The organism is Posidoniimonas polymericola, assembly GCF_007859935.1.
In the GTDB taxonomy this organism is placed as follows: Bacteria; Planctomycetota; Planctomycetia; order Pirellulales; family Lacipirellulaceae; genus Posidoniimonas; species Posidoniimonas polymericola.
Genome location: NZ_SJPO01000008.1, coordinates 279,444 through 292,491, shown reverse-complemented (window position 1 = coordinate 292,491; position 13,048 = coordinate 279,444). Strand labels below are relative to the sequence as shown.

The window sequence follows — 13,048 nt, the reverse complement described above, 5'->3', positions numbered from 1 at the left end:
GCGAGATCCAACCTCCGCGTTTGCCCCACGACTTTTGTCCGTTCGCGCCCGCCAGCGCGGACAAAAGTCGCACCTAGGCCCGGCGACCCGTCAGTGACTGCCGGCGGGATTGCGGATCGCCAGCAGCCTTTTATTGGACCGCGCTGAGACGGCGATTTCTACAACGAAATGCCATGCAGCCTGTGATTGTGGAGCGGTGATTATCTACCGTGATTGAAGGCAGGGAATCGCGAGGTCGCCTAGAAGCGGAGATATCGTAACCTGCTACAATGATCCGCCTCATCTGTTGTCTCCAATCTTAGTGCGCCCCATGACTAGCCACTCACTCTTAGACGCCGCATCTGCCGGCGACCTGAAGACCGTGAAGTGCCTCTTGGCTGCCGGTCACGACGTCGATCAGCGCGGAACACCGCTTTCGAAGGCAGAGCTAGAGCGGGCCAAGGCCGCGGCCGAACTTGGCGGGCTGGACGTCGCGATGGACTTGATCCGCCGCCACTTCGACTACACGCCGCTAATAGCCGCGGTGAGTGAAGGGCACTTTGAAGTCGCCGCCATGTTGCTTGACGCCGGCGCCGCCCCGGACGCTGACGACAGCCTTGGGCGGACGCCGCTTTCGCTTGCTATCGGCTGGAAGAACGGCGGGCTGGCCGAACGCCTAGTCTCGATGGGCGTGGCGGTGAACGGCAAGGACTCCGATGGCGACACCCTGCTTACCCAGGCAATCCGCGCACAACTGTGGGGCGTCGCCCATGCGTTGCTCGACGCTGGCGCAAATCCGGCGCCCAAAGGTATCGCGGGAAGCAGCCCGATGCACGCGGCCTCCGAACAAGAGGGACCAGTCGCCGAGAAGCTCTTTCTGCGCTTGCTCGAGATGGGGGTGAAGCCTGACGCCCCGGCGATCCTGGCCAACGCGATCGACAAGCACTCTCCGACGGTTGTTAAAAGACTGTGCGACTCGGGTGCAAAGCTTCAAAGCAAGACGTCGTACGGCGATCCCCTGCTGCACGCGTTCCAGCGCGGCGACCTCGATTCGCTGCGACTCTTGTTGAGGTGCGGAGCCAAGGTCGTTGAACGCAAGAGCGACTGGGGGGTGCTTGGGTACGGCGCAATGTCGTCTGCGGATCCAACCGTCATCTTCGAGTGCGCCGAGGTTCTGCTTGCTGAGGGCGCGAACCCGAACCACTCCGACGGCCGCGGATTCACCCCGCTGCACGCCAGTGTGCGTGCGGCGAACCCCGGGTTCGCTGCCTGGCTAATCTCCAAGGGCGCGAAGCCAAGCCCGCTCTTCGACGGCAATCAAACGCCGCTCGATCTCGTCGAGGAGGAACTAAGGTGGGCAAAGCGGGCAGGGGCGGAAGCCAAGCTACAAGAGCTGCGTGAAATACTCGAAGCAGCCGGCGGACGCAAAGGCAGGCAGCGAGTCGAGCGTCCCGACGACAACCCCGTTTTGGACCTGCCGCCTAGCGAGCGGAGGGGCATTTGCGAGATTGGATTCTCAAAAGCCTACCAGATTATGGTCAAGGGAGAGATCGACGCCTTCACGAGTATGCTGCAGAAGGACAAAAAGATCGACAGCGTCGAGCGGGACGCCTACTCCCGCATGGGCACGCTGCAGCGGCCGATCGGCGATTTGCTTTCCATCGTCAAGCTCAAGGGCCAACCGTGGCTGTACGTCAGCGGCTGCCGCCCTCATCACGACAGCCCGATGCAGGCGTGGAGCAAGAAGGCCCGCCTGCCCGTCCTCCTCGTACGGGAGGAAAGCGTATCGGGCACGCTCTCCTACGCGTTGTACGACCGAGGCGAGTGCCAGGAAGCTTTCGAATCGGACGGCCAGTGGTTCCGCGGCGGGGTCGAAATTGATCCGGACGTACACGACGATTCCGAACGAATGCAGGGCACGGACTTCCGCTCGCAGCTGCGCGACCCCGAGGAGATGGATTGGTCGCTGTATGAGTCCGAGTGGGAATTTGTCGAGCAGTTCCTGCGCAGCCAGGACGCGTACCTGACATTTGTCCAAGCGACTCTTCCCAGCGACGAAACCCAGCCGGCTATTGTCTGCGGCTACCACCCGGACGAGGTCACCGCCGAGCAAATCGAGCGAGTCGACTTTGCCTACTACAAGCCGGACGAATACCAACAGCGGGCGGCAAAGGCGCCGAAAACGGACAATCTCTACGAAGCGATTCGTGGGGCCGACGTCGAACAGACGCGAGCGGCCTTGGCCGCAGGGGCCGAGCTGAATCAGCTTCCGCCGCGACACAAGCACGCGTACCTAACGCTCGCGTTGGGCGGCGCCCTGCACCTCCACGATCATAGTATTGTCGACCTGTTGCTATCGGCCGGGGCGGATCCAAACTTCGGCGGGCATGAGCCACCGCTGGTCTACCTAACCGATCGGGGCGGTCGCCTGGATGACCAAGTAACTCTCACGTCAAAACTGGTAGCGGCAGGCGCCGACATCAACAAGGCAGTACCGAAGACGCCCGGGGACGAGTTCGTGCCCTACGCCCACACAGCGCTCCATGTGGCCGCCCGCGCGGGCGACCCAATTGTCGTGAAACTTTTGCTACGCAGCGGCGCCGACCCGAGTCTCAGAGACTCCTATGATCAGACCGCCCTCCAGCTTGCGCGGTCAAGGCTCAAGCACGTAAGGAAAGACCTGTTAAGGCAAGAGCCGAGTTTCACCACGGCCGCCGATGAAATCCGCGCCAGGGAAACCGTCGACCTGCTAGCGGCGGTCGAGCGTGGCGATCTCGACCCGGCTTCGCTGCCTACAGATGACGAACTGATCGCGTCCGGCCAGCTCCATCCGCCGAAAGATTGACTCGCGGTCAGGCATTGCTCCACGGGTACGCAGCGATTCACTGCAGCGTAAGGCCGGCGGGCCGGCCTCAACGAAGCTGTGCGTCTGCCGCGACCCCTACGCATAAAAGAACACCATATCCAGGTGCGCCGTGCGGCCCGCTTCGAGCCAGTCGATGTACTCGTCGAGCAGGTCTTCGATGTCCTCGTCGACGGTCTTGGTAAGGCGTTTGCGCGCGGCGGCGATCGCCTTGTCGATCTCGCCCCGCTTGAGGTGCCCGATCGACGGGAAGTCGTCGTTCTCGGGCAGCGGGACCGGCGGGCCGGACTCGGTGAGCAGCTCCTCGAGGCCGCAGTCCTCGACGGCCTCCCACCGCACGCCGGCCCACATCTCGGGCAGCAGCTCGTCGCCCAGGCAGCGGCAGAGCGACTGCAGGGCGTAGCCGTACTGGTGGGCGTCGTCCTCGCTCTCTGGCGCGCTCTGCGTCCCGGCCATCACCAGCTCGCGGAGCGCGGCGGCGAGGCTCAGCTCGTCGTCGTCGAGGTCGTCCTCGTCGAACTCCTCGGGGGCGCTCTCGATGACCCGCGTGACGAGTTGCTCGTCACCAGAACCGACTGCCTTGCTCAAAGCGTCGATGTCGACGACGTAGGCCGTCAAGACATAGCTCATCCTAACCGACTCCAAAAGGGCTCGAGGAAACGGCGCCGGCGGGCGTCATCCGTCTGTCCCGCGGCTCAGCTAAATATTGTCGACCTGCCCGGTGGGCGGCAAGACCTTTCTTCGCAAACAGGGCCATCTTGGCAAAGTCGCCCCGACCGCTACGGGTCGGCGTCGACCCCCAGCTGGTCGAGCTTGCGGCGGAGGGTCGTGCGGTGCAGCCCCAACGCCCGGGCGGCGGGGGCGCACTGCCGGGCGTGCTGGTCGAGTGCGGCCTGCAGCAGCGGCGGCTCGACCTGCTCCAGGTAGCGGTTGTAGACCTGGCCGGCGGCCTCCGGGTCGGCGATCAGCTCGCGGGCGCGGTCGGCCAGGGCGGACTCTAAGTTGCGCGACGCGGCCGGGTCGGCCGCCTTGGGCTCGATCGGGGGGAGGTGCTCCGGGAAGATGTCGCCGGCCGGCGACACCAGCAGCGCGTGCTCGATCGCGTTGCGGAGCTCGCGGACGTTGCCGGGCCAGTCGCGGGACTCGAGCTCGGCGATCGCCTCGGCCGAGAGCGACGCGTCCGGCCGCCGCGTCCGCGCGAAGTGCGCCGCCAGCAGGGCGATGTCCTCGCGGCGATCCCGCAACGGGGGCAGCTCGATCTCGTACGCGCACAGCCGGTAGAACAGGTCCTGGCGGAAGTCGCCGGCGTGGACCATTGCGCGGAGGTCGCGGTGCGTGGCGGCGATGGTGCGGAAGCTGGTCTTGACCGGCTGATCGGCGCCCACCGGCAGGACCTCGCCCTGGTCGAGGGCGCGGAGCAGCTTGGCCTGGATGGCGAGCGGGATCTCGGCGACCTCGTCGAGGAACAGCGTGCCGCCGTCGGCCTGGGCGAGCAGCCCGCGGCGGGTCCGCTGGGCGCCGGTGAACGCGCCCTCGACGTGGCCGAACAGCTCGGCCTCGGCGACCGTGGGGCTGAGCGCGGCGACGCTCACCGCGACAAACGGCGCGTCGGGCCGGGGGCCATTGTGGTGGATCGCCTGGGCGGCGACCTCCTTGCCGACGCCGGTCTCGCCGCGGAGCAGCACGGGCGCATCGGCGTGGGCGGCGAGCGCGATCTTGTGGAACACGGCCTGCATGCGGGGCGAGCGGCCGATCACGCCGGCGACCGCCGACTCTTCCTCCTTCGGGCTCGCTGGCTGCGGCGCGGGCCGCAACGCCCGCTCGATGACCGACCGGATCTGCGCGAGGTCGAACGGCTTGAGCACGTACTCGAACGCCCCCTGGCTCACCGCGCGGACCGCGGTCTGCAGGTCGCCAAAGGCGGTGATGATGACGATCGGCACGTCGCCGCAGAGCTCGCGGAACGACCGCATCGCGGACAGCCCGTCCTGACCTGGCAGGCGGACGTCGAGGATGATCAGGGCCGGCGGTTCGGCCGCGGCGGCGTCGAGCCCCTGCTCGACCGAACTCGCAGAGGTGACCCGGTGACCCATGCCCTCGCCCAGCCGGGTGATGCCCCAGCAGATGGAGCTCTCGTCGTCGATGACTAGCAGGTTGGCCATGTGGGTCGTTAGGGTTTGTCCGTTGGAGCGAGCGGCAGGGTGAGCTCGAAGCGGGTGAGATCGGCGTCGCGGCGCCAGCAAAGCTGGCCGCGGTGACGCCGGGTCGCCTGCTGGCTGAGGGCCAGGCCGAGCCCGACGCCTTCCGGCTTGCTGGTGACAAACGGTTCGAACATTCTAGCAGCCAGCTCGTCGCTTGGCCCGGCGCCGTTGTCCGTAACGCACAGCCGCCATCGGTCGTGGTCGGCGTCGGTGGCGATCCGGACCACGGCCGGCGCGGCGCCCGGGCTGCCGACCGCGGCCTGGGTGGCGGCTTCCAACGCGTTCTGCAGCAGGTTAATCACGACCTGCGTGATCGCCTCGCGGTCGACTGCAACGACTGCTTCGGGGGCGCCAGGCGTCCACTCGACACACGCGGCGGCGTGCTCGGCCGACGGCGTCACTAGCGGGAGCGCCTCGGCCACAAGGTCGTCGAGCCGGGTCGGCTGGCGGCGTGACTCGCCCTCCTCGACGCCGAGCCGCAGGTACCGCTGCAGCTGGCTCTCGATCAGCCGCAGCTGCCGTCGCGCCACCGCGATCGCGTCGTCGTTCCGAGCGGGGCACTGCTCGGCGTGCAGGTCGATCGCCATCCGGGCGCCGGTCGCCGCGTTGCGGATCTCGTGGGCTAGTCCGGCGCCGAGCATGGCGAGCGTCTTGGCCCGTTCGGCGCCGCGGATCTCCTCCTCGTACACGCCGAGCCGCTCCGCCGTGCGGTTGATCGCCCGGCAGAGCTCGGCCAGCTCGTCGTCGCGCGGCGGCAGGGCGAGCGGGCGGTGGTCGCCCTCGGCCAGGCGGCCGACCTCGGCGCCGAGCCGCGCCGTGGTGCGGGCGATCCGCTTCGCGATTTGGTTGACCGCGATCGCCACCGCCGCCAGCGACAACGCGCCAACGATCAGCGGCGGCGCGACCGCCGCCCACAGCGACCGGCGGTACTCGGCCAGCGGGATTAGCACGTGCAGCAGCTCGCCCGGCGCCCGGCCGGCCCGCTGCGGCATCCGCATCGCCGCGTGCAGCCGCCACTCGCCGGCGACCTCCACGGTCTGACTCAACGTGATCGAGTTGGCCGTGTCGACCAGCTTGTCGACCGGCAGTTGCTCGGGCGGGTCGGCCAGGCTGGCGGCCCGCGGGGCGCCGCGGGCGTCGGTCAGCACGAGCTGGGCGCCGGTCAGCCCGCTCATCTGCCGCAGCACCGCCGGCGTGAGTGGGAAACCCGAAGTCGCCAGCACGTCGGCGACCCCTTGTACTCTTGCGACCACGGCGTCGCGGGCGGCGGCGTAGGCCAGCCAGGCGTTGGCGCCGCCAATCACCACCACGCTGGCGAACGACACCGCCAGCACCGGCAGCAGGATCTGGTTTCGCAGGGGCCAACGCATACCATGATTCTAGCCCTGCGGCTCGCGTGGCGCCGGGGGCTGTCGCGCGGCTCGACTAAGTGTCGAACGATGCGACAGCCGGCTGCCACACCGTGCCCCGCCAATCACGCCCAACCCCGCCTTTTCCTGCTTGCCGCGCCCGGGCGGAGCATTCGCACTCGCCGGCATACCAATTGCAATCCTTCCCGGCCCCACCGCTCCCACCGACGCCAGAGGAATGCCTTGCCCCCCCTGCCCCGCCCCGCCCGTCGCGCGTTTACCCTCGTCGAACTGCTGGTCGTGATCGCCATTATTGGCGTGCTGATCGCGCTGTTGCTGCCGGCCGTGCAGGCCGCGCGGGAGGCGGCCCGGCGGTCGCAGTGCGCCAACAACCTCAAGCAGCTCGGGCTGGGCATCCTCAACTACGAGAGCGCCCGCAAGCACCTGCCCCCCAGCGCCATCGTCGACCCGCAGGACCTGTCGAGCAGCAACAACGGCTCGTGGGGCGTGCACGGGCGGATCATGCCGTACCTCGAGGAGGGCAACCTGCGTGACCTGGTCGACCTCGAGACCGCCTGGGACAACCAGCTCTCCATCAGCGGCGTGCGGATCCCGGTCTTCCAGTGCCCCAGCGATCAGCAGGCGGGCGAGGTCCGCGACCCGGGCGGCGGCAAGGCCCTGCTCTACTCCACGACCTACGGCTTCAACTTCGGCACGTGGTTCGTCTACGACCCGGCGACCAACAAGGGGGGCAACGGGCTGTTCTTCCCCAACAGCCACCTGCGGCTCGCCAAGGTGACCGACGGCACAAGCAAGACCCTGCTGGCCGCCGAGGTCAAGGCGTGGACCCCTTACCGCCGCAACGGCGGCCCCAGCTCGACCGACATCCCGAACACCGTCGCCGAAGGGATCGCCGCGATCGGCTCGGCCGGGCAGTCGAAGCTCGACCCCGCCACCGGGCACACCGAGTGGCCCGACGGGCGGGTGCACCACACCGGCTTCACCGCCACGATGCGGCCCAACACCGAAACCTTGCACGAGGACGGCGGCGTCACCTATGACGCCGACTACAACTCCTGGCAGGAGGGCAAGTCGTCCGGCAGCTCATCGCCGCCGACCTACGCCATGATCACCTCCCGCAGCTACCACCCGGGCGGCGTGCAGGCCGCGATGGCCGATGGCTCCGTGCGGTTGTTCCAGGAGAGCCTCGACCTGGCGGTGTGGCGGGCCTACGCGACCCGCGCCGGGGAAGAGGTGCTGAGCGAATAGCGAGGAACATCGCTCGCCCGTCGCGGAGCGACGCTCGACGCGGCGCCCGCTGCTTGCCGCCCTGCCCGTGCCTTCTTAGTTCCACGCACGCCGCGTGCGAGCAGCGGGCGGCGCGCCGACGTCGACCCTCTACTGGGCGGCCGACAACTCGCTGCCGCGCGACTCACGCGCCGCCTTCTCGATCTGATTCCAGTCGGGGTGCCTCACTCCGCCACCCTGATAGTGGTGCCTCTCAAGCTCGGCGCCGCGTCCCTCGACACGGGGGTCTCCGGTCGCTACGAGCTCGCCCCACAGCCGCTCGGCGAGCTCGGCTTTCCTGACCGCGTAGCCCAGCTTGCCCGCCACGTTGTGCAGTTGGTCGGGGTCGCTGCGCAGGTCGTACAGCTCCTCGGCGGGCCGCTTGGCGAACGCCAGCTCGTACGCCCGGCGGTGCTCGTCGCTGGCGTCTTGGTGCTCGACGATGTTGAACTTGGTCGGGCCGTTGTCGCAGTCGGAATACCACGCGCCCGGGTTGAACGCCAGGCGAAAATTGGGAGTGCCGTTCGGCCAACGGTTGGGCGAGAAGTTGCGGATGTAGAGGAAATCGTGCGTGCGGATCCCGCGCGATGGGTAGCCGCCACGGTCGGGCGCCTCCTGGATCGGCGTGTGCCGCTCCTTGCCGAACAGCGTGTAGTCGGCGGGTTGGTACTCGCCTTCGCCGGTCAGCAGCGGGGCGAAGCTGCGGCCGGTCATGTCATCGGGAACCGGCACGCCGGCCAGCTCGAGGAATGTCGGCGCGAGGTCGATCAGGTTGATGAAGTCTTCGGACTCGCTGCCTGCCTTCAGCCGTCCGGCGGGCCAGCTCACCGCCAGCGGCACCCGCGTGCCGAGGTCGTACAGGTTGGCCTTGCCGCGCGGGAACGGCATGCCGTGGTCGCCGGTCACGACTACCACCGTGTTCTCCCACAGGCCGCGCTCTTTGAGCTGCTCGATCGCCGCGCCGACCAGGCGGTCGAAACGCTGCACCTCCCAGTAGTAGTCCGCGACGTCGCTCCGCACGGTGTCGTTGTCGGGGAACGAGGCCGGCAGCTCGATCTTGGCGAGGTCCATGCCGCTCTCGACGCCCGAGCCTGCCGTGTACGGCCGGTGCGGGTCGCTGCTGCCGAGCCAGAAGCAGAACGGCTGCTGGGCTTCTGGCCCCTGCCCCTCACGCTGCTTAAGGAAGGCGGCAAAGCTCTTGTAGCGCCGGCCAGCGACTTCGCGGTCGGCCGGATCGAGGCTGCCCGGGCCGTAAGCCTTGCCGGTGTGGCCAACGCGGTAGCCGGCCTGCTTGAGGATCTCGGGGTAGGTCGTGAACCGGGCGGGGAATTCCGACCACAGATTGGCGCCCGGGCCGAGCCGCCAGTGCCACTGCCCGGTCAGGATCGCGTTGCGCGACGGCGTGCACGACGGCGCGCTGACGTAAGCGTGGTGCAGCAGCAGCCCCTCGCTCGCGAGCCGATCAAAGTTGGGCGTCTGGACCACCGGGTCGCCGTACACGCCGGCGTGGGGCCAGCCCCAGTCGTCGGCGATCGCGAACAAGAAGTTCGGCCGCGGGGCGGGCTCTGCCACCGCGGGGCAGGCCAGCGCGGGCAGGGCCAGCGCGGCCACGATCGACAGGGCAAACAGGGTCGGTAGTCGCATCTTCGCCTCCTCTATCGATGCACCGCGCTGCCGCCAAAAGCCAGCGGCTGACAAGCAATTCACTCCTATCAACCTAATGCATCGCCGGACGAGAATCTTCTTTAAATCCCTCTTGACCGGCCGGTGACCACTGTTACACTTGTGTAATCACTAGTCCCCCTGCGAGGCCCCACGATGCTAATCCGCATCGAAAAAGGCTCGAGCGTCCCCATCTCCAAGCAGCTGGCCGAGCAGATCGCCACCCTCTGCGCCGCCGGCCGCTTGCAGCCAGGCGACCGCGTGCCATCCGTCCGCGAGCTGGCCCGTGAGCTGGCGGTCAACCAGAACACGGTGCTGCGTGTCTACGAACGCCTGACCGGCGAGGGGCTGCTCGAACGCCGCCACGGCCAGGGGACGTTTGTCGCCAAGACCGCCGGCCGCAAGGCGGCGGCGGCGCACGAGAAACGGCTCATCGAAGAGCTCCGCCAGCTGGCGCGGCAGGCCCAGGGGCTCGGGCTTTCCTCCGACGAGCTCCACGGGCTGCTGGCCCAGGCGTGGGAGCAGCTCGGGGTCGAATCGGCCAAGGCAGAGGAGGCGAATCAGTCATGAAGATTAGAGCGAGTCGAGAAACGGCGACTGGATCGCCGCTGCGCGCGGACTCGGTCCCACGAAACAATTTGCCCGCGGCGTGCCTGTCCCCCTTTTTCGACGGTTTCGGTAGGCGACGCTTGAAAAGGGGACAGGCACGCGACCGCCGGTTGCCTGTCCGCATTGCGCTGAACTGCCTGGCGATCACGAGCCAGTCCCCTATTCAAGCTCCCCCTGCGTTACTGCATGAGAGGCCATTAGCATGAGCGACTACGCGATTGAGATGAGCGGCGTGAGCAAATGGTTCGGCCGCAAGGTGGTGCTAAGCGGCGTGACGCTCAACGTCGAGCGGGGCAAGACGTTTGCTTTCCTGGGCCGCAACGGCGCCGGCAAGACCACCTCGATCCGGCTGCTGATGGGACTGCTGCACCGCTCGGACGGCGCGGTTCGGGTGCTGGGGCTCGACCCCGAGGTCGACCCGCTCTTGGTCCGCGACCGGGTCGGCTACCTGGCCGAGGACCAGACCATGTACGGCTGGATGCGGGTCGAGGAGATCGTCCGCTACATCGCGCCGTTCTACACCAGCTGGGACCACGACCTCGCGCGGATGTACCTGGGCGAGTTCGAGCTGCCGCTGCGGACCAAGATCAAGCACCTCTCGAAGGGGCAGAATGTGCGGCTCGGCCTGGTGCTGGCGCTCGCCCACCGGCCGGAGCTGGTGATCCTCGACGACCCGGCGCTCGGGCTCGACCCGATCATGCGCAAGCAGTTCAACCGCGACCTGATCACCCACCTGCAGGGCGAGGGCCGCACGGTGTTCTACAGCTCGCACCTGCTGTACGAGGTCGAGCCGATCGCCGACGAGGTCGCGATCCTCGACAACGGCCGCGTGCTCCGCCAGAGCGGCACCGAGGAGCTCCGCGCCGACGTCAAGCAGCTGATCGTCACGCCGCAGGGCGCCACGCAGATCGACGCCCGCAGGGTGCTCGACCAACGCCCCGACGGCGAGGAGGTCGCCCTGGTGGTCGACAACGCCGCGGCCCTGACTCAGCAGCTCTCCGAGCGGGGCGAGCTGCGGAAGGTAGTCGATTTGAACCTGGATGAGATTTTTGAGGCGTACGTGGTTGGCAAGAAGCCGGCAGACGATGCGCTGCCGGCCCAGAGCCCACTACCGACGCCCGCCTAGCACACTACTCTCTCCCCCTCTGGGGGAGGGCCGGGGTGGGGGCGCCCCGTGCACCTACTTCACCCCCACCCCGGCGTCTACTGGATAAACGGCTCCCCCAAAGGGGAGGTGAGGCACATCAGCACTTCCTTCCAAAGGCCCCCCCCATGAACAGCCCTTGGCTCAACCTGTTGTGGAAAGAATGGCGCGAGCACCAGTGGAGGTGCCTAGCGCTGCTGTTCATCCTGGCCTGTCTGATGTTGCTCACCAAGCCAGACAACCTGCGTGACTGGGCCGACTCGCTGATGATTGTCTGGATGCTCGGCATCCCGTTCGGCCTGTTCGTCGGCGCCGCGGTGGGAGCCGGCGAGAACTCGCGCGGCACGATGCCTTTCGCCACCGCTCAACCAGCGCCGCTCTGGAAGCTCGCCATCGCCAAATTGCTCGCGGGGGGCGTCGCGTGCGTGACGCCGGGGATGCTGATCATTGCCGCATTCTATGGACTCGATTTCTGGGGCGGCACGATCAGCCAGGAACTGGCGGGCGGGTTTCGCCACCAGATCCAGCCGGTAGGTTCCGGCTTTCTCGATCCGCTGACGTTCTACCTCTATCTCACGCTCGTCACGACACTCAGCATCTACCTGTGGACCGCCGCCCTGGCGGTCAACTCGTCGGACGAGGTCCGCGGCGCCGTCTGGGCCCTCGGGTTCTTCGCCGTATGGCTCGCCTTTCTGGCGACGATCGCGTTTGCCATGCAGAAGCTTGCGGTTCCCTCGGGTCGCGGCACAGGAGCCATGAGTCTGCTCGCCATGTTCGGCCCCCTCGGGCCAGCCGCGATTCTCAATCCGCGCGACTTGCAGGTGCCCTGGCTGTTGGGGATCTCGGGCGTCGTCCACCTGGTGGTCGCGGTCGCCTTCGTGCGGTTCTTCGGCCGCCCCATCTTCGCAGCCATTTCCCGTAATCGGCCGACAACAAGCTTGCCCGAGCTGGCGCCGAGTTACCTGCCGCCCCCGTTCCGCAGCACGGCTCGGGCGCTGGCCTGGAAGGAACTCCGCGAGTGCGGGCCGATTGCCGGGGCCGCCGTTGCCGCCAGCCTGATGATCGGATCCGTGATTGTGGTGGCCGCGATCATCGAGAGCCCGGACTGGCTCCTTCAAGCTCACCACCGCCGTGAGTTGGCGACCATGCTTGTGGCGCCCCTGCTCTACCTCGGCCCGCTGGCGGCCGCGATCATGGGGATCGGCGTCACGCTGCGGGACCTCAGCCCGCAGCTCAACACGTTCTGGCGGTCGCGGCCGATTCCTGCGGACCACGCCTTCTGGATCCCGGTCGCGACCGGGGGCGCGTTGCTGATGATTTGTTTCGCTCTTCCGGCGTGGGGTCTCGTCACCTGGGCCGGTGGCGTGTTTGAGTCCGGCAACAACGCAGCAAAGAGCCAGGAGTTAATCGGCATCGGCGCCGCCGCGCTGCTGCTGTTCTTCGCCGCTGGCGCCTGCGCCGCGGCCGCGACACGCGACGCCGTGCGGGCTGCGATCCTCTCCTTGGGTATCTCGCTGGTACCGGTGGTCTGGACCGGCGAAATTCTCGATCGCCAAGGCATAATCACCGAAGTGTGGCAGGTGATGGCCGTGCTCGGAGGCATCGCCCTCACGGCCATCCTCGCCGCCTGGGTCCTGTTCCGCAGCGACTGGCCGGTGCGGGGTTGAGCGGTCGGCCAAGGCCGGCGGGTGACGCAATCGTCGGGCCGCCTTTCTGCCGAGTTCTTTGTAGAGAGTGGCCGCCGCGCGTGATCTAATGGGTTCGTGCAGGCGTTCCCTTCCGGATGAAGGGAGCTTCTCGTAGCGCAGTCCTACGGCTGGCGCCGTGGGCTGTCAGGAGGCTGGTCGCGGGTTGGGTGCGCGGGGTGACTGCTGCGCGGTTGGAGGTTTGCCGCCGCCGATGGCCGGCACAAGCCGTTTTGTCCCCTAGGTGGGATGGCGCCAATGCTGGCGGA

At 67.7% G+C, this 13,048-nt stretch carries 9 protein-coding genes; 5 read left to right on the top strand and 4 right to left on the bottom strand.

The genetic code is table 11. The features are described 5' to 3' along the window. Positions 1–310 precede the first annotated feature (310 nt). Positions 311–2,824, top strand: a complete 2,514-nt coding sequence (locus Pla123a_RS17175; RefSeq protein ID WP_146589207.1) for an ankyrin repeat domain-containing protein — start codon at positions 311–313, stop codon at positions 2,822–2,824. Positions 2,825–2,920: 96 nt separating this feature from the next. On the opposite strand, the gene Pla123a_RS17170 is transcribed toward Pla123a_RS17175, so the two are convergent. The 3 genes from Pla123a_RS17170 to Pla123a_RS17160 all read right to left on the bottom strand — a co-directional run bounded on the left by Pla123a_RS17170 (position 2,921) and on the right by Pla123a_RS17160 (position 6,413). Beyond that, positions 2,921–3,472, bottom strand: coding sequence for a DUF7691 family protein (locus Pla123a_RS17170; protein ID WP_146589205.1), 552 nt, complete (start codon positions 3,470–3,472; stop codon positions 2,921–2,923). A 149-nt stretch (positions 3,473–3,621) separates the two neighbouring features. Then, complete coding sequence (locus Pla123a_RS17165) at positions 3,622–5,004, bottom strand: sigma-54-dependent transcriptional regulator (RefSeq protein WP_146589203.1); 1,383 nt, start codon at positions 5,002–5,004, stop codon at positions 3,622–3,624. An 8-nt stretch (positions 5,005–5,012) separates the two neighbouring features. Further along, positions 5,013–6,413: a sensor histidine kinase gene (locus Pla123a_RS17160; RefSeq protein WP_146589201.1), complete on the bottom strand. Its 1,401-nt coding sequence runs from the start codon at positions 6,411–6,413 to the stop codon at positions 5,013–5,015. Positions 6,414–6,635: 222 nt separating this feature from the next. On the opposite strand from Pla123a_RS17160, the gene Pla123a_RS17155 reads away from it, so the two are divergent. Next, positions 6,636–7,661, top strand: a complete 1,026-nt coding sequence (locus Pla123a_RS17155) for a DUF1559 domain-containing protein (protein WP_231956523.1) — start codon at positions 6,636–6,638, stop codon at positions 7,659–7,661. A gap of 129 nt (positions 7,662–7,790) precedes the next feature. Here Pla123a_RS17155 and Pla123a_RS17150 read toward each other — a convergent pair whose 3' ends face one another. Beyond that, entirely contained in the window at positions 7,791–9,323 is a 1,533-nt protein-coding gene (locus Pla123a_RS17150; RefSeq protein ID WP_146589197.1) for a sulfatase family protein, read from the bottom strand. 174 nt (positions 9,324–9,497) lie between these two features. Between Pla123a_RS17150 and Pla123a_RS17145 the strand changes: the two genes are divergently transcribed. The 3 genes from Pla123a_RS17145 to Pla123a_RS17135 all read left to right on the top strand — a co-directional run bounded on the left by Pla123a_RS17145 (position 9,498) and on the right by Pla123a_RS17135 (position 12,761). Further along, entirely contained in the window at positions 9,498–9,911 is a 414-nt protein-coding gene (locus Pla123a_RS17145; RefSeq protein WP_146589195.1) for a GntR family transcriptional regulator, read from the top strand. Between the two features lie 241 nt (positions 9,912–10,152). Continuing rightward, complete coding sequence (locus Pla123a_RS17140) at positions 10,153–11,076, top strand: ABC transporter ATP-binding protein (protein ID WP_146589193.1); 924 nt, start codon at positions 10,153–10,155, stop codon at positions 11,074–11,076. 236 nt (positions 11,077–11,312) lie between these two features. Continuing rightward, positions 11,313–12,761: an ABC transporter permease subunit gene (locus Pla123a_RS17135; protein WP_146589191.1), complete on the top strand. Its 1,449-nt coding sequence runs from the start codon at positions 11,313–11,315 to the stop codon at positions 12,759–12,761. Positions 12,762–13,048 lie beyond the last annotated feature (287 nt).